General features: G+C 59.8%; 24 protein-coding genes. 9 read left to right on the top strand and 15 right to left on the bottom strand.

Going from position 1 to position 22772, the window contains the following annotated elements; translation table 11 throughout:
• Window positions 1–28: 28 nt before the first annotated feature.
• Complete coding sequence (locus tag V6L81_RS18915) at window positions 29–958, top strand: DMT family transporter (protein WP_095002661.1); 930 nt, start codon at window positions 29–31, stop codon at window positions 956–958.
• Here the strand turns inward: V6L81_RS18915 and V6L81_RS18910 are convergent.
• Entirely contained in the window at window positions 906–2087 is a 1182-nt protein-coding gene (locus V6L81_RS18910; protein ID WP_095002660.1) for an MFS transporter, read from the bottom strand. The genes V6L81_RS18915 and V6L81_RS18910 overlap by 53 nt on opposite strands.
• 103 nt (window positions 2088–2190) lie before the next feature.
• On the opposite strand from V6L81_RS18910, the gene V6L81_RS18905 reads away from it, so the two are divergent.
• The gene (locus V6L81_RS18905) at window positions 2191–3066 is read left to right on the top strand and encodes a putrescine utilization regulator PtrR (protein ID WP_338660263.1); all 876 of its coding nucleotides are present in this window, start codon (window positions 2191–2193) and stop codon (window positions 3064–3066) included.
• A gap of 156 nt (window positions 3067–3222) precedes the next feature.
• Window positions 3223–3348, top strand: a complete 126-nt coding sequence (locus tag V6L81_RS18900; protein WP_254924894.1) for a PA1414 family protein — start codon at window positions 3223–3225, stop codon at window positions 3346–3348.
• 113 nt (window positions 3349–3461) lie between these two features.
• On the opposite strand, the gene V6L81_RS18895 is transcribed toward V6L81_RS18900, so the two are convergent.
• From V6L81_RS18895 to speB, 3 genes are all read right to left on the bottom strand, one after another.
• Entirely contained in the window at window positions 3462–3944 is a 483-nt protein-coding gene (locus V6L81_RS18895; RefSeq protein ID WP_095002658.1) for a hypothetical protein, read from the bottom strand.
• A 211-nt stretch (window positions 3945–4155) separates the two neighbouring features.
• Window positions 4156–5535 carry a sodium:solute symporter gene (locus tag V6L81_RS18890; protein ID WP_095039323.1) on the bottom strand — a complete coding sequence of 460 codons (1380 nt, stop codon included), beginning with the start codon at window positions 5533–5535 and terminating at the stop codon, window positions 4156–4158.
• 96 nt (window positions 5536–5631) lie between these two features.
• Window positions 5632–6582: an agmatinase gene (speB, locus tag V6L81_RS18885; protein ID WP_095002656.1), complete on the bottom strand. Its 951-nt coding sequence runs from the start codon at window positions 6580–6582 to the stop codon at window positions 5632–5634.
• Between the two features lie 244 nt (window positions 6583–6826).
• On the opposite strand from speB, the gene V6L81_RS18880 reads away from it, so the two are divergent.
• Entirely contained in the window at window positions 6827–7720 is an 894-nt protein-coding gene (locus V6L81_RS18880; RefSeq protein ID WP_095002655.1) for a LysR family transcriptional regulator, read from the top strand.
• A gap of 17 nt (window positions 7721–7737) precedes the next feature.
• Window positions 7738–8343, top strand: a complete 606-nt coding sequence (locus V6L81_RS18875) for a DTW domain-containing protein (protein WP_338660262.1) — start codon at window positions 7738–7740, stop codon at window positions 8341–8343.
• A gap of 94 nt (window positions 8344–8437) precedes the next feature.
• Here the strand turns inward: V6L81_RS18875 and V6L81_RS18870 are convergent, their stop codons facing one another.
• Together V6L81_RS18870 and V6L81_RS18865 are read right to left on the bottom strand one after the other, a co-directional pair.
• Window positions 8438–8836, bottom strand: a complete 399-nt coding sequence (locus V6L81_RS18870; protein ID WP_169916488.1) for a YbaN family protein — start codon at window positions 8834–8836, stop codon at window positions 8438–8440.
• 7 nt (window positions 8837–8843) lie between these two features.
• Entirely contained in the window at window positions 8844–9431 is a 588-nt protein-coding gene (locus tag V6L81_RS18865; protein ID WP_095025660.1) for a YecA family protein, read from the bottom strand.
• A gap of 269 nt (window positions 9432–9700) precedes the next feature.
• Here V6L81_RS18865 and recQ point away from each other — a divergent pair, with 269 nt between their 5' ends.
• Entirely contained in the window at window positions 9701–11830 is a 2130-nt protein-coding gene (recQ, locus tag V6L81_RS18860) for a DNA helicase RecQ (RefSeq protein WP_095024137.1), read from the top strand.
• Between the two features lie 119 nt (window positions 11831–11949).
• On the top strand, window positions 11950–12384 hold the full coding sequence (locus V6L81_RS18855; protein ID WP_095002651.1) for a MarR family transcriptional regulator: 435 nt from the start codon (window positions 11950–11952) through the stop codon (window positions 12382–12384).
• A gap of 121 nt (window positions 12385–12505) precedes the next feature.
• Here the strand turns inward: V6L81_RS18855 and V6L81_RS18850 are convergent, their stop codons facing one another.
• Entirely contained in the window at window positions 12506–14689 is a 2184-nt protein-coding gene (locus tag V6L81_RS18850) for a patatin-like phospholipase family protein (RefSeq protein WP_338660261.1), read from the bottom strand.
• Between the two features lie 70 nt (window positions 14690–14759).
• Here V6L81_RS18850 and V6L81_RS18845 point away from each other — a divergent pair, with 70 nt between their 5' ends.
• Window positions 14760–15047 (top strand): SelT/SelW/SelH family protein, encoded by a 288-nt coding sequence (locus V6L81_RS18845; protein ID WP_095002712.1) that lies wholly within the window; start codon window positions 14760–14762, stop codon window positions 15045–15047.
• On the opposite strand, the gene V6L81_RS18840 is transcribed toward V6L81_RS18845, so the two are convergent.
• The 3 genes from V6L81_RS18840 to V6L81_RS18830 form a co-directional block, all read right to left on the bottom strand.
• Window positions 15041–15934, bottom strand: coding sequence for a DMT family transporter (locus V6L81_RS18840; protein ID WP_095002649.1), 894 nt, complete (start codon window positions 15932–15934; stop codon window positions 15041–15043). The genes V6L81_RS18845 and V6L81_RS18840 overlap by 7 nt on opposite strands.
• 77 nt (window positions 15935–16011) lie before the next feature.
• Window positions 16012–16770, bottom strand: a complete 759-nt coding sequence (locus V6L81_RS18835) for an AraC family transcriptional regulator (RefSeq protein ID WP_095021120.1) — start codon at window positions 16768–16770, stop codon at window positions 16012–16014.
• 19 nt (window positions 16771–16789) lie between these two features.
• Window positions 16790–18244 (bottom strand): TrkH family potassium uptake protein, encoded by a 1455-nt coding sequence (locus tag V6L81_RS18830; RefSeq protein ID WP_095002647.1) that lies wholly within the window; start codon window positions 18242–18244, stop codon window positions 16790–16792.
• Window positions 18245–18363: 119 nt separating this feature from the next.
• On the opposite strand from V6L81_RS18830, the gene V6L81_RS18825 reads away from it, so the two are divergent.
• Complete coding sequence (locus V6L81_RS18825; protein WP_095002646.1) at window positions 18364–18927, top strand: nitroreductase family protein; 564 nt, start codon at window positions 18364–18366, stop codon at window positions 18925–18927.
• A 184-nt stretch (window positions 18928–19111) separates the two neighbouring features.
• On the opposite strand, the gene V6L81_RS18820 is transcribed toward V6L81_RS18825, so the two are convergent.
• From V6L81_RS18820 to V6L81_RS18800, 5 genes are all read right to left on the bottom strand, one after another.
• Window positions 19112–20446 carry a HAMP domain-containing sensor histidine kinase gene (locus V6L81_RS18820; RefSeq protein WP_337859640.1) on the bottom strand — a complete coding sequence of 445 codons (1335 nt, stop codon included), beginning with the start codon at window positions 20444–20446 and terminating at the stop codon, window positions 19112–19114.
• A 77-nt stretch (window positions 20447–20523) separates the two neighbouring features.
• The gene (locus tag V6L81_RS18815; protein WP_095002644.1) at window positions 20524–20955 is read right to left on the bottom strand and encodes a Spy/CpxP family protein refolding chaperone; all 432 of its coding nucleotides are present in this window, start codon (window positions 20953–20955) and stop codon (window positions 20524–20526) included.
• Window positions 20956–21097: 142 nt separating this feature from the next.
• A complete protein-coding gene (locus tag V6L81_RS18810) occupies window positions 21098–21775 on the bottom strand; it encodes a response regulator transcription factor (RefSeq protein ID WP_095002643.1) in 678 nt (225 codons plus the stop codon).
• Window positions 21776–21835: 60 nt separating this feature from the next.
• Window positions 21836–22135, bottom strand: coding sequence for a YciI family protein (locus V6L81_RS18805; RefSeq protein ID WP_095002642.1), 300 nt, complete (start codon window positions 22133–22135; stop codon window positions 21836–21838).
• Window position 22136: 1 nt separating this feature from the next.
• Window positions 22137–22739 carry a septation protein A gene (locus tag V6L81_RS18800; protein WP_095002641.1) on the bottom strand — a complete coding sequence of 201 codons (603 nt, stop codon included), beginning with the start codon at window positions 22737–22739 and terminating at the stop codon, window positions 22137–22139.
• Window positions 22740–22772: the final 33 nt, after the last annotated feature.

Here is a 22772-nt window from a genome sequence, read left to right as displayed (position 1 = left end):
TTTAGGTGTGGCTTTTTTCGGGTGAACTATGAGTGTTTCGCGGCGAGCAACGGATGCTTTCGCACTGCAAGTGATGCTGGGATTGTGCCTGATCTGGGGTGTGCAACAGGTCATCATCAAGCTGGCGGCACCCGATATCGCACCCGTGATGCAGGCCGCCATGCGCTCCGGTATTTCAGCACTGCTGGTTGGGCTGCTGATCTGCTGGAAGGGTGGCTGGAGCCAGGTGCCTGCCACCTGGCGTGGCGGTTTACTGGCAGGCAGCTTGTTCGGCCTGGAGTTCTTCTTTATTTCCGAAGGCCTGCAACTGACCAGTGCCGCGCATATGTCGGTATTTCTCTATACCGCGCCCATTTTCACCGCACTCGGGATTAACTGGCTGTTGCCCAGCGAGCGCTTGCGGCCTTTGCAATGGCTGGGGATATTACTCGCGTTTGCCGGGATTGCCTTCTCATTCGCGGGCGGTATGTCGTTTGCTGACATGGACCGCAACGTGCTGCTGGGCGATGCCTACGCCATTCTGGCGGGCATGGCCTGGGGCGCGACCACGGTGGTGGTGCGCGGCTCGCGGTTGTCGGAGGCACCTGTGACCCTGACCCTGTTCTATCAGTTGATTGTCGGTTTTTTCGGCCTGCTGGTGATTGCCGCTTTCAGCGGCCAGATCAGCCACGTCAGCCTGACCACCGTGGCGGTGGCCAGTGTGCTGTTTCAAGGGCTGGTCGTGTCGTTCTTCAGTTATCTGGTGTGGTTCTGGTTACTCAAGCGTTATATGGCTTCCAACTTGGCGGTGTTCTCCTTCATGACCCCGCTGTTCGGAGTGACATTCGGTGTGCTGGTGCTGCATGAGCCTCTGAGCGTCAACTTTGTGGTGGGCGCAGTGCTGGTGCTGTGCGGTATTACGTTTGTCAGCGCCGAGCAGTGGGTGCGTCGCAAAGTGCGTGCTCTGCTGGGGGGCTGACCGACTGCCAGGCCAGAGTGCCCGCTAGCAGCAGCCCGCTGGCCGCGATGATCAGTGCCGGTTGCAAGCCGCCGCTGAAATGGCTGCTCAATGCAGCCAGCAATGGCCCGCACAGTTGGCCCACGGCGAAACAGGCGGTCAGCATGGCCGCATTGCGCGCTGTGGCATTGGGCGCCAGATCCCGTGAGCACTGCATCACCAGCGGCATGCAGGCCAGAAACGGTGTGCCGCAGAGGATTACACCAAGTGCCAGCCCCGCGCTGCTCGGAAGCAGGCACGCCAGCACACCAAGGGCTTGAATCCATAACCCGCCCATCAGCCAGAAGCGCGTGGTAGCAGGGCGCGGCCGACGAAAGCTGATCAGTGCCACGCCAATGGCAGCACATAGCCCGAATGCTGGCCAGAACAGATCGGCTTGCCACTGGCCATGAAACCGGGCATTGGCCATCTGGGATAAAAATGTCGCCGGGATGATATAGCCCAGGCCATAGAGCCCATAAATTGCTCCCAGACGGGCGATCCCGGGTTGCCGGTTATCGGGCTGCATCGTTTGAGGCCGGGCGGCAAGTGCAGCGGGTTGCGGTAGCGCGGGCAAAATCACCAGCAACATCAGCAGTGCCGCCAGGGCATAAATCATCCAGAGCGAGGCCGAGTCTTGCCCGGTTAAATTGGCGGCCAGGGCCAGCAGTCCGGTCAGCATCACCCCGAGACCGGGCCCGGCAAAAACCAGAGCGCCCAGACGCGGTCGATTGGCGGTGATAGCGATGTGCTGACTCAGTGCGGTGATCATCACCATCACCCAGGCACTGGCGATCCCGGAGCCGAATCGTAATAACAGATGCGCCCAAAACCCCTGGGCCCAGTACGACGCCAGCGTCAGCCCAACGCACAGCCACAGGCCTGTATGCAATCGATTACGCACCTGGTCGGGGCGCCTGGCGCGCATGGCATCCAGGGCGCCGAGCAGGTAACCCAGGTAGTTGGCGGCGGCAATCAGTCCTGCGCCGGTCAGGTCGATCTGGCCTTCGCTGATCAGGTGCGGCAGTTGAGGCGTCAGGGAAAAACGGCCAATGCCCATGGCCATCATGAGTGCAACAAGGCTGGCGAGCAGGCGAATCAGGGGTGACATGCTGGGATTTCCCGATAGTGAACAATGACCGTCAGGCTAGTGGTATTTGACTTTCTCTAAAAATGAATAATAGTGATCTACTTATTCTGTTTTGGAGAATCGTGTGGAGTTCAGCCAATTACGTATTTTTCAGGCCGTGGCTGAAGAAGGGTCGATCACCCGTGCGGCTGAGCGTCTGCACCGAGTGCCTTCCAACCTGTCGACCCGGCTCAAGCAACTGGAAGAGCAGGTGGGGGTCGAACTGTTTATGCGTGAGCGTCAGCGCTTGCAGTTATCTCCGGCAGGGCAGGTGCTGCTGGATTACACCGCACGTTTGTTTGCCCTGCACGATGAAGCGCTGAGCGCGGTGCAGGGTGGCGTGCCTTCGGGCAAGTTCACCCTGGGCACCATGTACAGCACTGCGGCAATCCATTTGCCGAACCTGCTGGCGCACTACCATCGCACCTACCCGGCGGTGAATCTGCATGTGCAATCGGCACCCAGCGGCGAGTTGCTCGAAGGGCTGCTGGGCGGGCGCCTGGATGCCGCCCTGGTGGATGGCCCGCTGGAATTGGCAGGCCTGGACGGGGTGGAGTTTTGTGACGAGCGCCTGGTACTGATCAGTGATCTGGATCATCCGCAGATCACCCACGCCAAGGATGTGCAGGGGCGTGAAGTGTTTACTTTTCGCCAGGGCTGTTCTTATCGGGCCCGGCTTGAAGCCTGGTACGCCAGTGATCGCGCAGCCATGGGCCGGGTAATGGAGATTGAATCCTATCAAGGCATGCTGGCGTGCGTGGCGGCGGGGTCGGGGGTCGCATTGATGCCGGCTTCGATGCTGGCCAGCTTGCCGGGGCGTGAAAATGTCCGTGTACACCCTTTGAAACAACCTTTTGCATGCGCCACGACCTGGCTGATGTGGCGAAAAGGCATGACGGGGGCAAACCTGAATGCCTGGATACAGCTGCAACAGGCCCGTTCGCTGCCAGTTCATGATTAATCGCTGCAACTTCAAGTGCTGGCCTGAATCCGATGTATGGGGCGACTTAGCCTAAAGTTCATTGACCTTAAGCAAGCATCTTGTAGTACTTAGGACTATTATCTGTACGAAGCGACCACTGAATTCCCGTCGCTCGAGTGACCCCAAGGGGGATATATGAAAGACAAACTGCAAACCTGGCTCCATGACCTGGGCGTGGCCCTCGGCCTGATCGAGCCGCCAATGCAACCTGTGCCTATCCCTGTCGAGGATCCGCGTCGTCGTCCGCAACGTCGCCGCTAAAGTTGCGTTTGCGTCGCGTGCTGTTCACGGCTCCCGGTGATTGCCGGCGAGAGGGGTGAAGGGCTGCAGGCAACACAAGGGCAGTGTGAACTGCCCCCATCCATCAGGGCTTGTCAGCCCATGGTAAAACGCACGCTGTAGTTTAGCGGCGCCTGGTCTGTTTTCTCCGTTATTCGCGCTTCACATTTCGCATCATCCATACCCGTCGAGGTTGCACTGGCAGATCGTGTAGAGCTCAGTGTGGGTTTGAATACGCCAAATGACTGGGTAACCCGCAGTGCTGTGTTGAAGGTGCATTCCCGATTGCCATTGGCGTATGAAAAGACTTCGCGAAGTATCGCAGGGGTTTTGCGCGGGTAGCCGAAGCTGGTTTTATAGCTGACTGCAATCGAATGCTCGCTTAACGGATCGACATCAAAGTAGCCAGGTTCGACCAGCGACAGGTTCCAGTTTGAACGATTGAGTTTGAGCGGCCCGGAGGTGTTGTTGATGATCTCGAATGTCAGTGTGGTGACATCGGCTTGAGCATTCATGCCGGTGAGCATCGTGGTGGTGGCCACCACGGCAATAGCCAGGTACGTCTTGAAGTGGGTCATGGTGTTAAGTCCATTTAATCAATCACAGGTAGTTTGAAGTTGAGCGGCTACATCCCCTGTAGCCGCTTTTCAAGCGTAGTTGGACTGACTAATGGGCTGGCAGCGACAAGGCGCTGCGTGGGCGGGGTATTGGTGTTTGCGGTTGTATGAAATGAGATCGGCAGAAAAACGGGTACGAACAGGAACGTCGGACCCGCTCAAGAAGACCTTCTCAGGCGACGCTGGCCACCGCCACAGGGCGCCGATCTATCAGGCTGACCAGCACAAAGCTTGCCAGTGCCACGGCCAGGCTGTAGTAGATCGGGGTGTTGGCGTCCAGGCCGTCCGTGATCATGAAGATCAATGCGGTGATAAAACCCAGGCTCATGCTGGAGATGGCGCCCGCTGTAGTGGCGCGTTTCCAGAAAATCGCGCCGATCAATGGCACCAGCATGCCGCCCACCAGCAGGTTGTAGGCCAGGGTCAGGGCGCTGATCACATCAGACACCACCAGCGCGATACCCAGTACGGCAATGCCCGTCAGCAGGGTAAACAGGCGGTTGATCCGCAGGCTCGACTGCTTGCCGCCGCGCAGCCTTGGCAACAGGTCTTCGGTCAGTACGGTGGAGGCTGCCAGTAAACCGGCGCTGGCGGTGGACATCATGGCCGCCAGTGCTGCTGCAATCACCAACCCGCGAATACCGTCTGGCAGCGACACTTTGACGATGGCGGCAAAGGCGTTGTTGACGTTATCCAGATCGGGAATCAGCACGTGTGCGGCCATGCCGATCAGTGCACAGGTCAGGCCATAGAGGATGCAGTAGAACCCGGCGAATGTGCCAGCATACTTGGCCACTTTGGCAGTTTTGGCGGTGAATACCCGTTGCCAGATGTCCTGGCCGATCAGGATGCCGAAAAAATAAATCATGAAGTAGGTGATGATCGTGTCCCAGCCGATGCTGGTGAAGCTGAAGTTCGAGGCTGGCAACTTGCTCACCAGTTCGTCCCAGCCGCCGACGCGGTACAGGCAGATGGGCAGCAGCACGAACATCAGACCGACCGTCTTGATCACGAACTGGACGATGTCGGTCAGGGTCAGCGACCACATGCCGCCCACGGTGGAGTAGATCACCACCACGCCACCACCGATCAATACCGAGATCCAGAAAGGCAGGCCGAACAGCACTTCCAGAACGGTGCCGATGGCCAGGATTGAGGTCACGCCGATCATCAGTGCGTAGGCCAGCATGATCACCGCACTGGCCTGGCGGGCCATCGGGTTGTAGCGTTTTTCCAGCACCTGGGTGACGGTAAAAATTTTCAGTTTGAGCAGCGGCTTGGCCAAAAACAGGTTCAGCGCGATGATCCCGCAACCCAGAGCGGCACATAGCCAGAAGCCGGAAATCCCGTGAACATAGCCCAGGCGCACGGTGCCGACGGTAGAGGCACCGCCCAAAACGGTGGCGGCCATCGTGCCCATATACAGCGTGGGTCCCAGATTTCGTCCGGCAACCAGATAGTCTTCGTGGGTTTTGGCCTTGCGCATGCCGTAGTAACCGAGCACCAGCATTGCCGCTGCGTAGATAAGGACGACCAGTAGATCTAGAGCCATGATGGCGAATCTCCGATTATTTTTTTTATGGATGCAGCTAAAGCACGGTGGCTTGGTGCCATAAGCGCAAGGCTTGCTGGCACCGCAGAGATGTCCTTATCGATGTACTACGCCGGGCAGCACGCAGAGCATTTCGTAGAGCAGGTTGGCGCCCAGTAATGAAGTGTTGCCGGTGGTGTCGTACGGCGGCGAGACTTCTACCAGATCGCAGCCGACCAGGTCGAGGCCCTGGCAACCGCGGATCACCTCCATTGCCTGGATGGTGGTCAGGCCGCCGATTTCCGGGGTGCCGGTGCCCGGCGCCCAGGCCGGGTCGATGCCGTCGATATCAAAGCTCAGGTACACCGGGCCGTTACCGACTTTCTCGCGCACTTCGGCCATCAATGGCGTCAGGGATTTATGCCAGCACTCTTCGGCCTGCACTACGCGGAAGCCTTGTTTGCGGCTCCAGTTGAAGTCCTCAGCGGTATAGCCCTGGGCACGCAGGCCGATCTGCACCACGCGGTCACAGTCCAGCAGACCTTCTTCCACGGCGCGGCGGAAGGTGGTGCCGTGGGCGATTTTCTCGCCAAACATGTGATCGTTTACATCGGCATGGGCATCGATATGCACCAGGCCAACCTTGCCGTGCTTTTTATGGATGGCCCGCAGGATGGGCAGGGTGATGGTGTGATCACCGCCCAGGGTCATGGGGATGACATCGTGTTCAAGGATTTCGTCGTAGGCCTCTTCGATGATGCGCACGGCGTCCAGCAGGTTGAAGGTGTTGATCGCCACATCGCCGATATCGGCAACCGACAATGAATCAAAGGGGGCGGCGCCGGTGGCCATGTTGTACGGGCGGATCATTACCGATTCGGCGCGGATTTCGCGGGGGCCGAAGCGGGTGCCGGCGCGCAGCGAAGTGCCGATATCCAGGGGCACACCGACAAAAGCAGCGTCAAGGCCGGCGGCCGATTGCAGGTGGGGCAGGCGCATCATGGTGGCGATGCCGGCGAAGCGCGGCATTTCATTACCGCCCAGTGGTTGATGAAGAATTTTGTCCACGGGTAAGGCCTCGTCGTTTTGTAGGAGTTATGGCGCTCGATTCTGCGAAAGGTACGAGGCGGGAAGAATCGCTGCGAACAAATACTTAGTTCAGGTTTTTCTAAACTGATAGCGGTAGACTTTGATCATTCATCATTGCCTGTGGGGGCGGGCTTGCTCGCGAATGCATCACCACAGAGCAGGCTGAAACCCGGGCGCCTGTATCGCGGGCAAGCCCGCTCCCACGGTGGAAAGTGAGTTACTGATGGCCAACGCTTTACCCGATCTGAAACTATTGCGAATTTTTGCCAGCGTGGTCAGGCACCAGGGGTTCGCCAATGCCCAGCAGGCGCTCAACCTCTCGACGTCTGCCATCAGCACTTATATGAGCCAGCTTGAAACCAATCTGGGGCTGGTGCTGTGCCATCGCGGTCGTGGCGGGTTCAGCCTGACCAGCAAGGGCGAGTTGTTCCATCAGGAAACCCTGCGCCTGCTGGGCGAACTGGAAGGTTTCGAGCAATACGCGGCAGCGCTCAAGGGTGAGTTGCGCGGTACCCTGAACCTGGGTGTGATCGACTCGACGGTCAACGACAAGGCCTTGCCCTTTGCCGAGGCCATTGGTGCCTACAGCCAGGAGCATCCAGCGGTGCACCTGCATTTATCGGTGATGAGCCCGTATGAATTGCAGCTCGGGGTTCAGGACAATCGCCTGGACCTGGCCATCGGAGCGTTTTCCACGCGCATGAGCGGGCTGGTCTACCAGCCGTTGTACCGCGAGCAGCACTGGCTGTACTGCAGCACGCGACACCCTCTATTTAGTGAACGGCGTATCCCCGGGCCGGTGATTACCCAGCAGCGGATGGTCGGGCGCGGCTACTGGAGCCAGGCTGAACTGGCGCGCCACGGCTTCAAGCACAGCGCGGCGACGGTGGACAGCATGGAGGCACAGCTGATTCTGGTGCTCTCGGGCGCCTACATCGGTTACCTGCCCGAACACTATGCCGAGCCCTGGGTGGAGAAGGGTGACCTGCGCGTGCTGCTCCCCGCGACCTTTGGCTATCAGGCGCCGTTCTCGATGATCGTGCGCCGTGGTCGCAGCCGCGAACCCTTGATCCAGACGTTTCGCGACCTGCTCAAAGCCCAGCTTCATAAACCTTGAACGAGCCCGTTTACTCTATGTCCCGAGCCCAATGCCCGCGCTGTATGCGCCCGCAGTCCCACTGCCTGTGCGAACTTATTCCACAACTGGCAAGCCGTACCCGCGTGTTGCTGTTGCAGCACCCCAGTGAGGTCAATCACGCACTGAACACCGCCCGACTGGCAGCCTTGGGGCTGACCAACGCACAATTGGTGGTTGGCGAGGTGTTCGAAGATTTGGCAACCTTGCTCAACCCGCCGGGGTATCGGGCGCGGTTATTGTTCCCCGGTGACGATGCGCAACTGATCGTGGCCGATGTTGTCGGCGAGCAAGACCTGCCGTTGCTGTTGGTGGTACCCGATGGCACCTGGCGCAAAGCGCGCAAGTTGCTGCACCTTAATCCGCTGCTGGCGCAATTGCCGCGGGTGACGTTGCCCGAGGGCGCTGTGTCACGTTACCGGTTGCGCAAGGCGCCGGGGCCGGGTGCCCTGTCTACTTTGGAAGCGATTGTGCAGGCGCTGGAAATTCTGGAGCCGGCCACCTCGTTCACGCCGTTGCTGCGCTCGTTCGAGGCGCTGATTGAAGGCCAGATCGAAGCGATGGGCGCCGATACCTATCTGAAAAATCACGGGCACAAGTCGTAATCTGTGGGCGCGGGCTTGCTCGCGATGCAGGCGGCGGGGTATGTCAGGGAAACCGAGTTGGGGCGATCGCGAGCAAGCCCGCTCCCACAGGGTTTCAGGGTTTTTCGAGGGTTTTTTGTCGCAGGATGTAGATGCTCACCAGCACGGCACTGGTCAGCATAAAGCCCCGGGCCCATGGCAAGGGTACCAGGTAGCAGGACAGGCCAATGCTCAGCCACATCAGGCCTATGGCGTAGACCTTGCCCTTGAGCGGGATGCCATTACCGTCCAGGTAGTCGCGGATCCATGGCCCGAGCCGTGGGTGCTCGACCAGCCATTGATAAAAACGCGGCGAACTGCGCGCAAAGCATGCGGCAGCCAATAGCAGAAAGGGGGTTGTAGGCAGTACCGGCAGAAATATGCCGATCACCCCCAGGGCTACGCTCAGCCAGCCGATGGCAAACAAAGCGTAGCGCAGCAACCGCGGGCGGTTGCCGAGTGGGGGCTGAACCACTAAAGGATCAGTGGTGGCGCGGTTTGAGGATCGCCGGCTTTTCGTCTGGCGCCTGGCACAGCAGGTACAGGGCGGTCAGCGCTTCCGGAATCTGAACGATCATGTCGTCCATCAGGTTGGCATCTTTGGCGATGTCTTCGAATTCTGGCTGATCATCGAACAGGCCCGAGCCCACCATGATTGGCAGCAGCATTTCGCTGACTTCTTCTTCGGCGGTTTCGAACCAGGCGGCTTCGCGCATGAATACGCCTTCCATAAAGCCTACACACCAGCCGCGCAGGTCGGAATCATCCGGCTCGTCGCCCAGATCCAGGTCGCATGGCAGTTCGAACTCTTCATCGGACGCCAGTTGACGGGCGATGTGAGCCTTGAGCTGGATCAGCGTGCCTTCGATTTCGGTGCGCTGGGCGTCGTCCTTGTAGTGCGGGGCTTCGGAGAAGATCGCGTCGATCCATTCGCGCTCTGGCACTTCCTCGGAACAGATGGACAGGGCAGTCAGATAGCCGTGGGTGGCCACGTAGTCCAGCGCCTCGTCATGCAGCTCGTCGGCGTCGAGGAAGGCTTGCAGGCGGGTTAGTTGCTCAGCGAAGGACATTAAGTGTTACCTAGTAAATAAACGATAGTGAATTCTAGGCTTTCTTGAGCTTCCAAGCCAGTCGCAGGGCACATTTGCCATCAGTTCCCGGTTATCGGTGTTGCAATTACACCCCCCGCAGCGGGGGAGTGCTCGGGTATACTGCCGCGTTTTGTGATGCCCTGCGTTAAATGTCGCGTACCGGTGGCCTGGGTCCGAGCCTTTTAGAGGCTTGCGGGCGTGGCGGATCGTGCTGGCGCAGGGGTGTTTCGGCGATTTCTGGAGTTTCTATGCTCGAACAGGCTCAACGCGTACTCAAAGACATCTTCGGCTACGACAGTTTCCGTGGCCGCCAGGGTGACATTATTGAGCGCGTGGCCAATGGTGGCGACGCCCTGGTGCTGATGCCCACCGGCGGCGGCAAGTCCTTGTGCTTCCAGGTGCCGGCCTTGCTGCGCGATGGCCTGGCCGTGGTGGTATCGCCGCTGATTGCCTTGATGGACGACCAGGTCGCGACCCTTGAAGAACTCGGGGTGGCCGCGGCGTCCTTGAATTCGACCCTGAGTGCCGAGCAGCAGCGCGAGCTGGCCAACCGTATCAAGCGCGGCGAAGTCAAGATGCTCTATCTTGCGCCGGAGCGTCTGGTGCAGCCGCGCATGATGGCGTTTTTGCAGAGCCTGGACATCGCCTTGTTTGCCATCGACGAAGCTCACTGCGTATCGCAATGGGGCCACGACTTCCGCCCTGAATACCTGCAGCTGGGCCAACTGGCTGAAGTGTTTCCCACTGTGCCGCGAATTGCCCTGACGGCCACGGCCGACAAGCGCACCCGCGAAGAGATCGTCACTCGCCTGCATTTGCAGAATGCCGAACGCTTTTTGTCGAGCTTCGACCGTCCCAATATTTTCTATCGCATCGTGCCCAAAGAGCAGCCGCGCAAGCAGTTGCTGGCGTTCTTGTCGGAGCGTCGCAGCGATGCGGGCATCGTCTACTGCCTGTCCCGTAAAAAAGTCGATGAAGTCGCGCAGTTCCTCTGCGATCAGGGGTTCCCGGCCTTGCCATATCACGCCGGCTTGCCCAGCGACACCCGGGCTGCCAACCAGAAGCGCTTCCTCAACGAGGAAGGGCTGATCATGGTAGCCACCATTGCGTTCGGTATGGGCATCGACAAGTCCAACGTGCGTTTCGTTGCGCATCTGGACTTGCCCAAGTCGCTAGAGGCGTATTACCAGGAAACCGGCCGCGCAGGCCGTGATGGTCTGCCGGCAGATGCCTGGATGGCCTACGGCCTGCAAGACGTGGTGATGCTCAAGCAGATGCTGCAAAACTCCGAAGGCGACGAGCGACACAAGCGTCTGGAGCACCACAAACTCGACGCCATGCTGTCGCTGTGCGAAGAAACCCGCTGCCGCCGTCAGACCCTGCTCGCTTACTTTGATGAAGAAATGCCACAACCTTGCGGGCATTGCGACAACTGCGTGGACGGCGTGCAGACCTGGGACGCCACCGAACCGGCACGCCAGGCGCTGTCAGCCATTTATCGCACGGGCCAACGTTATGGTACCGGACACTTGATCGACGTGTTGCTGGGTCGCGAAAACGAAAAAGTCCGCAGCTTTGGCCATCAACATCTGTCTGTTTTTGGTGTGGGCAAAGCCCGCGCCGAAGGCGAGTGGCGCACGCTGTTCCGCCAGCTGGTGGCCCGTGGTCTGGCTGACATCGATATTGAAGGCTACGGCGGCCTGCGCCTGAGCGACAGCTGCCGGCCGTTGCTACGTGGCGAAGTGACCCTGGAGCTGCGTCGCGAGCTCAAGCCGCAAACCTCGGTCAAGAGCAGCTCTGCCAGCCCGGCCAGCCAGCTGGTGCGTGGCGAAGAGCGCGAACAGTGGGAAGCCCTGCGTGCCCTGCGGCGCAAACTGGCCGAGGAGCACGGCGTACCGCCCTATGTCATCTTCCCCGACTCCACGCTGCTCGAAATGCTGCGCAGCCAGCCCACCTCGATGTCCGAGATGGCCAGGGTCAGCGGTGTCGGTGCACGCAAGCTGGAGCGTTATGGCGAGGCATTCCTCGAAGTGCTGGGCGGGCAGGGCGAAACACCGAAGGTGGTGGCCGATATCCGCCACGAATTGATCAGCCTGGCCCGCGCCGGCATGACTCCGCTGCAGATCAGCGGGCAATTGCAGTGCTCGGAAAAGAACGTTTACACCATGCTGGCCGAAGCCATAGGTCGTCAGGAGCTGTCGCTGGAGCAGGCACTGGACTTGCCTGAAGAGCTGATGGAGGAAGTGCAGGATGCATTCCTCGATGGTGAAGGCGAGCTGCCGAGCGTGGCCAGCATCGCCGAGCAGTTCAAGGGGCGGGTACCTGAGGGCGTGCTGTATTGCGTGCGTGCAGCCCTGCAATCGGAGTTTGAAATCTAGCTATTACGGGGATTATGTAACGATTGATTGACTTATAGGCCTTGCCTATGAGCAAACGGCATGCTTAGCTGACTAATAATTAGTTTCACTCTATTTTCAGTCTAAACATTGAGTTTTTTATGCCGTTAACCGATCAACACCGTTTTGGTATGCAACTGGCCCAAATGTCCCGTGGTTGGCGTGCCGAGCTGGATCGTCGTCTCGCTGGCCTGGGCCTGTCCCAGGCACGCTGGCTGGTGCTTTTGCATCTGGCCCGTTTTGACGAGGCGCCCACGCAGCGCGAGCTGGCCCAGAGCGTTGGCGTTGAAGGTCCGACACTGGCTCGTCTGCTTGACAGCCTCGAGGCGCAGGGGCTGGTGCAGCGTCACGCGGTGGTTGAAGACCGCCGTGCGAAAAAAATCGTCTTGAGTGATTCTGCCCGCCCGCTGATCGAACAGATCGAAGCCATTGCCACGGCGTTGCGTCAGGAACTGTTCGTGGGTATTGATGAAGAAGAAGCGCGCATTTGCCTGCGTGTGCACAAGCGGATTCTGGATAACCTCGAAAAGAACTGATCTCACACATCCCTGTTGTGGGAGCGAGCCTGCTCGCGATGGCATCACTGCGGCCTGTCTAAAAGACCACGCTGCCAGCATCGCGAGCAGGCTCGCTCCCACAGTAGTCTGTTTTCAGCCGTCAGAACGTCTGCCCCAGGTTCAGATACAGCGCTTTCTGGTCATCATCGTTGAAGCCGTAGCTGAAGTTCAGCGGACCCAGCGGAGTGTCAAAGCCGATAAAAATGCTCGCCGCATTGATATAGCCGCTGTTGTACTCGTTGTCGTTGTTCCAGGCCCGTCCGCGCTCCAGAGAAGCGCCGGCATACAACGGAAAATCAAACGGCAAATACGAGCGGGGCGTGAGGCGACGATAATAAACGGCGCGCATCAGGCTTATATTCTGCGCCGAAATCGCATCTTCCCTGAAACCCGAGAGTTGTCGTGCCCCGCCGAGCAAGAAGCTCGAGGTGACAATTTCAGTCTTGTCCAGGGTACGTCCGTAACGCCCGCCCAATACCCAGGTGTTGGGGCCTGAACTCATGGCTTTGTCCAGTTTGAATTCCCACTGTCGATAGCGCTCATCCGAGCCAAGGCTCGGGTCGAACTGGCGCAGGCTCAGGCTGATGTCTTCTCCTGAATGGGGGAAGTACACGTTATCCAGTGAGTCGAATGAGTACTTCAAATCATAGGATCCCTCTTTGAAGCTGAGGCTCGGCATGTCGCGCTCACCGATGCGTACGTCAGCCTTGCCCCATGCCTCACCGATGCCCAGGCGAATTTCACCGCTGTTACCGATTTGGCGGCCAAAATTAAGGCCAAAGCCATAGCGCTCTAGCCGGTACTCGGCAATAGGGTCGTTCTCGTCGATGATTTCCACGTTTTGTGACTGGGCGTGGATATAGGGGGCGACAAAGTAGCGCGAGCCGGCATCCAGGGGCTGGTAAAATTCGCTGTACAGCTCTTGCTTGTCGCCAATCTGCACCCGCGTCAGCCATTCGGCACCCAGCCGGTTGATGCCGTTCACTCGGTAGCTGGCACCAATATTGAAGGCGCTGTCACCGCGCATGTCGTCCGACAGGTTCAGCCCCAGGCGCAGGTAGTCAGTACCGCTGCGCTTGCCTTTGGCGCTGATGACCAGGGTGCGCTCCTTGCCCTTGTGCACCACGCGGTATTGCACCTGATCGAAGTAATCGAGCCCGTACAACGTGCCCATGTCACGTTGCAGGCGGCCCAGGTCCAGGGGCTCGCCGATGGGCTGGCGAATATAGTAGCGGATTACCGAATCGCCGATTTTCGAGTCGTTTTCGATCTTGATCGCGGTAATCACCGGAGTGCGTTCTTCGGGGGTGCGGGCTTCAGCCAGTTGCACGTCCGTAGGTTGACGCAGGCTGGCGAGGCGTTTCTCAAGCACCTGCGTGGCCCTGTAGCCTGCATTGATGATGTCAAGTGAGCGGCCAAAATCAGTGGCGCCATAGCTGGCCAGGGCGGGCTGAATCAAAATATCGTCAGGCTTCAATGATGCCAGCTGCACTTCTGAATTGCTTCGGGTCATCAGGGTGATCGACTGGTTGAGGATGTCGAACACGGTGTTGAGTTGTTTGCGCCCCCGCAACGGGGTGCCGATATCCACCACAATGACCATGTCCACGCCCATCTCCCGGGCCACATCCACCGGGATATTGTCGACCATGCCGCCATCGACCAACAGCTGGCCGTTGATCTCGACCGGGGCGAATACCGCCGGGATTGACATGCTGGCGCGGATCACCTGGGGCAGATGCCCTTTGCGAAACACCACTTTTTCGCCATTGACGATATCAGTGGCCACGGCGCGGAACGGGATTGGCAGTTTGTCGAAGTCGCGCACATCACTGCTGTGGGCCAGCAGGCTTTCGAGCAGCAATGCCAGGTTCTGGCCCTGAATCACGCCCAATGGCAGGCCCAGGCTGCCATCGTCGCGGAAACTGAGTTGTTGCTTGACCAGAAAGTCGCGGTCATCCTGCTTGCGCCGAAAAGGTATGTCTTCGCGCTCCGGCGCATCGGACAGGGCCTCTTGCCAGTCGATGCTCAGCGCGAGTTTTTCCAGCTCATCGATTTTGTAGCCGGAGGCATACAGACCGCCAATCACTGCGCCCATGCTGGTGCCCGCGATGGCATCGATATGAATGCCCTGTTCTTCCAGGGCCTTTAATACGCCAACGTGGGCCAGGCCACGGGCCGCGCCGCCGGACAGCACAAGGCCGACTTTGGGTTTGGCGGCTTCGGCGGCAAACAGCACCAAAGGGCAAAGACACAGGAACAAACAACAGAGCAGGCGGCGCATCATGAGTCTCTGGGCAAGCGAGAAAGGCGGCTATTATAGCGGCGCCTTCCTTTCAAGAGCCTTTGAAATCATGTCGATCAATAAACCCGAAATTGTCATTACCTACTGCACCCAATGCCAGTGGCTGCTGCGTGCCGCCTGGCTGGCTCAAGAGTTGCTCAGCACCTTTGCCGAAGACCTGGGCCGGGTCGTGCTGGAGCCTGGCACCGGTGGGGTGTTTCGCATCACCTGCGACGGTGTGCAGATCTGGGAACGCAAGGCTGACGGCGGCTTTCCCGAAGCCAAGGTGCTCAAGCAGCGAGTGCGTGACCAAATTGACCCGCAGCGCGACCTGGGGCACAACGACCGGGCTCAGTGAGCGGCGGCGTCCAGCCCTGCCTTATCGGGTGCGGGGCCGCTGCGCATGCGGCTCGACACCACGATGGCGACGATTATCAGTACACCGCCCAGCAACATGCGCAGCGAGGGTGTTTCGTGGAACAGCAACCATGCCAGGGTGATGCCATAGACCGGTTCCATGGCAAAGACCACGGCGGCAGTGCGCGCCTTGATTACTGCCAGGCTGGCGACGAACAGGCTGTGTGCCACGCCGGTGCAAAACACCCCGAGCAGACCGATCCATAGCCAGTCCAGCGGGCGGACTTCGCTCAATCCCGGGCCGGCAAAGGGCAGCAGGCACAACGCGACCACCGCGTTTTGCCACATGGCGGCCTGCACGGCGGGCATCCGCCCCGAGTTGGCGCGGTTGTTCAGCGACAGCAGTGAAAACAGCAACCCGGAAGCGACGGCCCACAGCAGCCCTTCGGTGGCCTGGCTGGCCAGGTCAAAGCTTGGCGTGACCAGGATCAGCCCGATGCTGACCAGCGCCACCAGAACTATTTCGTTGGGACGAATGCGTTCGCGAAAAATCAGTCCTTCCAGAATCACCGTGAACGCCGGGAAACTGGCAAAGCCCAGGGTTGCAATCGCGACCCCGGCGATTTTTACCGAGACAAAAAAGCTTATCCAGTGCCCGGCCAGCAGCACACCGCTCAGCAGCAAACTGCGGGCGTCGCGCAGGGTCAGTCGGTACCAGGCGCTGCGTTTGGCCAGCGCGGTGAAGCACAGCAATGCCAGCACTGCGAAAGCGGCGCGGCCAAATACGATGATCGAAGCCGATGCAGCGGCAAGTTTGCCGAACACGCCAGTCAGGCCAAACATCAAAGCGCCGATATGCAGGGCGCCCAGGGCAGTACGCGGAGTCATTGCAATCCTTGGTTCAATACAGGCAAGGCGTGCAGTCTACGGGGCAGGGCAGGGAGCTGTCTGTCGCGACACTGGCGTCAGTTGTCGCCAGACTCGCGTCTCAGCACCGAAGGCGAGGCGCCGAATTCGCGCAGCATGGCGGCGGCGAACGCGCTTTGCGAGTTGTAGCCAACGCGGCTGGCTATTTCGCCTATGGCCAGGGCGCTTTGGCGCAGCAGCGTCAGGGCACTGCGCAGGCGTCGCTGGCGGATGTAGTCCATTGGCGTTTGCCCGCACTCGCTGGCAAAGCGGCTGTGCAAGCGGGCGCAGGACAAGCCTGCAATTTGAGCCAGATCCGCAACCTGTAACGGGTAGGCAGTATTCTGCTCAATATAGGCATCCATGGCCGCGTAGGGCAGGCGTTTGGGTTGCGCCCGTTCGCCGGCAAGGTTAGCCAGGCTGGCGAGCAGCAGAATCGCACCCTGGCGGGCAATCAACGGGTCGTTTATCGGGCTGGTGGCGAGCCAGTCGACCAGTTGATGCTGTTTCGGGTCGAGAGGCAGCTGTGCGGGGTTGTCGAGCAATCGGCGGCTGGCATCGGCGTGCCCACCCAGGGACTGGCCCAGCCAGTTGTCACCAGGCACGTCCAGCACCAGGCAGTGGCTGCCTTGCGAGCTGCCACAGGTGTGGTGGGCGCCCGCAGGCACGACCATCAGCTGTTGCTGGCGCAGCAGGCTGGGCCGGCCCTCGACTTCGAAATCCAGCTTGCCCGACAAGCTGATCACCACCTGCGCATGTTCATGGCTATGGGCAATCAGGTCGTGGCGGTAATGGCGCAGTGACAGGATTTGGTCCATGACAGGTCTCTTCTGTGGATCAGTGCCGCCAAAATGCCGGAATGCACAATACAAACACGGTAATGATCTCCAGTCGCCCAAGCAACATGCCCAACGACAAAATCCATTTGGCCGCATCCGGCAGGCTGGCGAAGTTGCCGGACGGCCCGATGATCTCGCCCAGCCCTGGCCCTACGCCCGACACCGTGCTGGCGGCGCCGGTCAGGGCGGTCATCCAGTCCAGTCCCAGCAGCGACAGGGCCAGCGCGATCACGCAGATGGTGATGGCGAAGAAAAACGAAAAGGTCAGGATCGAGCGTACGATTTCTTCGTCGAGGCGGTGGCCGTTGTACTTCTGCTTGATCACCGCTCGAGGGTGGATCAGTTGATTAAGGTTGGCCTTGAGCAGGATATAGGCGACCTGAAAGCGGAAAATCTTGATCCCGCCTGCAGTCGAGCCCGAGCAACCGCCGATAAAGCCCAGGTAGAAGAACAGCATCAGCGAGAAATTGCCCCACAGGCTGTAGTCACCCAGAGCAAAGCCCGTGGTCGTTACTACCGAGGTCACGTTGAGCGCGACATGGCGGAAGGCGTCCCACCACGGCATGTTGGTAGTCCACCACAACCAGATGCTGAGCACGAACCAGGTCACGACCAGCAAGCCGAGCAAGCCTTGTACCTGCTGATCCTTGATCAGGGCCTTGCGATGACCGCGCAGGGTGGCCACATACAAGGTAAACGGCAAGCTACCCATGATCATCACGGCAATGGCGACCCAGTGCACCGCCGGTTGCGACCACTTGGCCAGTGACTGGTCGGAGGTCGAAAAACCACCGGTGGAAATGGCCGACATGGCGTGGTTGATCGCATCAAACACGCTCATGCCCGCCCACCAGAATGCCAGGCTGCCCAGAATGGTGATGCCGACGTAAGTGGCGACAATCAGGCGGGCCACCATGTGCGAGCGCGGCATGACCTTTTCGGAGCGGTCAGAGGACTCGGTCTGGAACAGGCGCATGCCACCGATGCGCAGCAGGGGCAAGATGGCTACCGCCATACCGATAAAGCCGATGCCGCCCAGCCAGTGCAGCATCGAGCGCCACATCAGAATGCCGGGGGACATGGTGTCCAGGCCGCTCAGCACGGTGGAGCCGGTGGCGGTAATGCCGGACATGCTTTCAAAAAAAGAATCGGTATAGCTGATGTGCTGCGTCAGCAAAAACGGCAGTGCGGCGAAGATGCACACCACCACCCAGCTGGACACAGTCAGCAGATACATGTCCCGGGGGCGCAGATGCACCTGCTCGGGGCGGCCCGGTATGACCAGCGCCAGGCCGGCAATGAAGGTAATCAGGCTGGCCCACAAAAAGGATGGCAAGTCGCCCAGGTGGTCGTAAATCACCAGGGTCAGCATGGGCACGGCCATGCTGATCGCGAGCGTAATCAGGAAGATGCCGATAATGAAACCGATGATGCGTAATGTCGGCAACGCCATGAAGTCAGCTCGGGGATGAAAGAGGGGCGCCATTCTACCTGTGGTCCGGGCTATGTAAACCGCCAAGCCTTCGGGAGATACCGTTAGAATAGCTGCACATTTTCTTCAGGAGGTGGCCAATGGAGGCTCTCGACGCTTTGCTCAACCGTGTTTCTGCCCCGCGCCTGCTCGATCCGGCGCCAACGGCTGAGCAACGTGAAGTACTTTTCGCCGCCGCCTTGCGTGCGCCGGACCACGGTCAGTTGCGTCCTTACCGGTTTTTGACGGTTGAAGGCGCTGCGCGCAATCAACTGGGTGAAATCCTCGCCGAGGCCGTGCTGGCCCAAGGTGGCGAAGTGACCCAGGCCGCCCTGGACAAGGCTCGCGCCATGCCTTTGCGCGCCCCTTTGGTGGTGGTAGTGATTGCCCGTTTGCAGGATCACTTCAAGGTGCCGAAGGCTGAACAGCTGATTACCGCGGGCTGTGCGGCCCATGCCATTGAGCTGGCAGCTTATGCCCAGGGCATTGGCGCGGTATGGCGCACCGGCGAGTTGTCGTATGCACCGCATGTGGCCAAGGGTTTGGGGCTGGGTGAGGGCGAGGAAGTGGTGGCGTTCCTGTATTTGGGCACGCCGCAGAACGAGTTGCGCGTTGCGCCCAAGGTGGACAGCGCCGAGTTTGTGCAGGCGTGGTCGGTTAAGTAGCCCTGTACCAATATCCGTAGCAGCTGCCGAAGGAACAAGGCTGCGTTCGGCGGCGTAGCCACCGCAAAATCAGCGCACGCGATTATTCAGTTAAACCGCGGATTCTGATTTTACGATTGCTTTGCAATCGGACGCAGCCTCGTTCCTACGGCAGCTGCTACGCGATCAAATTGCTGCGAAACCTTTACAGGTTACCGTCCGGTTTCAGCGGTAACTCCAGGGTGGCAACAAATCCGCCATCCGGGTGATTGCCCAGCATCAGCCGCCCGCCATGGCGTTCCGCCGCCCGTCGCGCAATGGCCAATCCCAGCCCGTGGCCGGCCGCTGTCTGGCCCGGTGCGCGGAAAAACGGCTCACCCAATTGCGCCAGGTACTCTTCAGCGACCCCCGGGCCATGGTCGCGAACCTTGATGGTGATGTGTTCGCCTTCGCGCTCCGCACTCAGTTCAATCGGCTGGCCAGGCGGGTTGAAGCGCTGCGCGTTGCGCAACAGGTTATCCACGGCGCGCTCGATCATCGTTGGCCAGCCGTTGAGGCCCAACCCCTGTTCGGCTTGCAGCAGTACGGACTGCTCGGGAGCCGCCAGCGAGGCGTCTTTTTGTACGGTGTTGAGCAGTGCATTGAGGTCGACCTGCTCGGCGCTGGCCTGATCGGCATCGACTCGGGCCAGGGTCAGAATCTCGCTGATCAACGATTCCAGCCGGTCGCACTCGCGGGTCAGGCGTGGCCACAGTTTTTCACGTTCTTCAGGCCCGGCGCGTTCAGCCAGGGCCAGAGCGATCTTGAGCCGGGCCAGGGGCGAGCGCAGCTCGTGGGACACATCACGCAGCAGTTGGCGCTGGCTGCCGATCAGGCTTTGCAGGCGGGCACCCATGCGGTTGAAGTCGGTGGCCAGCACGCCAAATTCATCACGTCGCGACGCCAACTGCGCCAGGCTGTTCTGTTGGTAAGTGGTTTGCCCAAGGTCATGCACGGCAACGCGCAGACGCTTGAGCGGGCGGGTAATCGAGAGCGTCACCATCAGGCTGAACAGCGTCAGCACCACCAGCGCTATCCCCAGTGCGCTCAGGGGCCAGATCAGGCTCTGGCGGTGCCAGGCATCTAGTTCCGGGTGCGGAATGCGGTAAATCAGCAAATAGGTTTCGGCGGTTTTCGGGCTGGTGTATTCGACGGTCAGGCGACGCCATGGCAACTGTTCTGTGCCCGGATTCTGGCGGGCTTCCCAGGCGGCTGCCCGACGCGGGAAGGTGCCACGTACCAGCGGGTCGCCACTTTCGTTGAGCACTTGCACGTCGATGTGATAACGGCGCTTGCGCCGTTCAAGGAAATCCTGCGCCGCATCGGCGCCCTGAGTTTCGTAACGCTCGGTCCACTGTTGCGCCAGATTGGCGATCCCGGGATGACGGCTGAGAATCCATGCGTCCTGATTGAGCATATGCCCCAGCAGGATCGACAACCCTGCGACCAGGGCAATCGCCAGCCAGAAGCTGGCCAGAATGCGCCAAAACAGTGATCGCACGGTAATTCCTCACAAGTCATTGATTGAAACGACCAAAGCCCAACGGCGTGAGCCGTTGGGCTTGGTGGGCAGACAGATTATTGCGCTTTTGGCGCTTGCTGTGCTTTCCAGTCCTTAAACTCTTTCATCTCGGCTTGACGCTCGGCGCGTTTCTTTTGCATCTCGTCGAAGCGTTTTTGCTGATCAGGCTTGAGCAAGGCGCGAATATCGCTCTGGGTTTTGTCGTGCTTGGCCTTCATCTCGTCTTTCAGGGCTTTCTGGTCGGCGGCTGGCAGTTTTTCCAGGTACTTCTCGACCAGTTGCTTGCGATCATGCATTTGCTCGCCCATCAGCTTGCCGATCTGCTGGCGCTGCTCGCGGGTGAGGTCCAGCTGGCTGTAAGGGGCGTCGCCGCGACCGTGGTGCTCGCCGCCGTGACGAGGGCCCATCTGGCCGTCACCACCAGGCATGGCCATTGCGACGGTTGGCAGTGCTGCAGCAAACATCAAAGCAATTAGAGTCTTACGCATGGTGTGTCTCCTTTGAATTTGGATTCCGGTTGTTCCGGATGCGCCCAGTTTAGGGAGATCAAGGTCAATCGCTGTCAACCGTGGGTAAAGCTTTGGTAAAGACGGTTTTGCCGGGGATTTACACAGGGTGAGGGCGCTTTTCTCAGACGCTGTAGAAATACCCGCGGCTGCGCAGTGCCACGATGCGCGGGCTGCCATCCGGGTGCGGGCCGATCTTTTTGCGCAGGTTGCTGATATGCATGTCCAGGCTGCGGTCGTACAGGGTCAGCTTGCGGCCCAGGGCGATCTGCGCCAGTTCCTGTTTGTCCAGCGGCTCACCCGGTTGGCGCAGCAGGGCTTCAAGGATGCGGCTTTCAGACACGGTCAGGGTAATGTCGCGCTGGTCGATGGTGACCACGCCGCGCATCGGGCTGAAACACAGGTCGCCCAGCTCCATCTGGCTGGACACCGCCGCCGGGTGGCTGCGGCGCAATACGGCGCGCAGGCGGGCTGTCAGCTCGCGAGGGTCGCAAGGCTTGGCCAGGTAGTCATCGGCGCCCAGCTCCAGGCCCAGGATGCGGTCCAGCGGTTCGCCTCGGGCCGAAAGCATCAGCACCGGCAGATCAGGGTGGTCGTTGCGCAATTGCTTGAGCAGCTCAAGGCCGCTGCCGTCGGGGAGCATGACATCCAGCACCACGGCATCGGGGCTGGACTCTGCCAGCGCCTTGCGGGCGCTGGCACCGTCGTGGCATGCGCGAACCTGAAAGCCTTCCTGGCTCAGCCAACTGACCAGCAGCTCACACAGCTCCTGGTCATCATCTATCAGTAACAGGTCGCTCATGACTTACTCGATTTGACCGGTGCCGGTGCTGTTTGCGCCGGCTGCCGGTAAAGATACAGGTTACGGCAGGACTTGCTTGAACGGCTTGACGCTGACATTGGCATATACGCCAGCGGCAACGTAAGGGTCGGCTTCGGCCCAGGCCTGGGCAGCGTTCAGGGATTCGAACTCGGCCACGATCAGGCTGCCGCTAAAACCGGCAGCGCCAGGGTCATTGCTGTCGATGGCCGGGTGCGGGCCGGCCAGTACGATGCGGCCTTCGGCTTTCAGTTGTTGCAAGCGCTCAAGGTGCGCAGGGCGGGCAGCCAGGCGAGCTTCGAGGGAATTGGCGACGTCTGTTGCAATGATGGCGTAGAGCATGTCAGTCCTTGGTCTTGGGGGTGGTATCAGTCGGGTCGGTGTCATGCAGATGGCGCGACAGGTAAATGCCCTGGGCGATCAGGAACAACACAGTCATGCCCAGGCTGCCGAACACTTTGAAGTCGACCCAGATGCTTTGGTAAGTGAATGCCACGAACAGGTTGGCCGCGCCGCAGAACAGGAAAAACCCGATCCAGGCCACGTTCAGGCGGGTCCAGATGGCATCTGGCAGGCTCAGGGCGTGGCCCATCATGCGCTTGATCAGGACCTTGTCGCCGATAAAGTGGCTGCCGGCAAACGCCAGGGCAAACAGCCAGTTGACCACCGGGGCTTTCCATTTAAGGAAGGTTTCGCTGTGGAAGGCCAGAGTCAGGCTGCCGAATACCAGGCAGGCGATCAGGGTCAGCCATTGGCTTTTTTCGAGTTTGCGTTGCTTGATAAACAGCGCGCCATACACCACCAGCGAACTGATTATCAGCATGGCGGTAGCGCTGTAGATACCGCCGACCGACAGGCTGTGCCCGCCGATTTCGACGATGCGCGGTTCGATTTTGTAAACGATGAAAAACAGTAACAGCGGGATGAAGTCGATGAATTGTTTCACAGTGGCAGCCAGAAGCAGGATGTGGCGGCATAA

The sequence above is a fragment of the Pseudomonas bubulae genome, assembly GCF_037023725.1.
In the GTDB taxonomy this organism is placed as follows: Bacteria; Pseudomonadota; Gammaproteobacteria; order Pseudomonadales; family Pseudomonadaceae; genus Aquipseudomonas; species Aquipseudomonas bubulae.
Note: the sequence above shows the minus strand (reverse complement) of the source record. Positions and strands in the feature narration are given on the sequence as shown.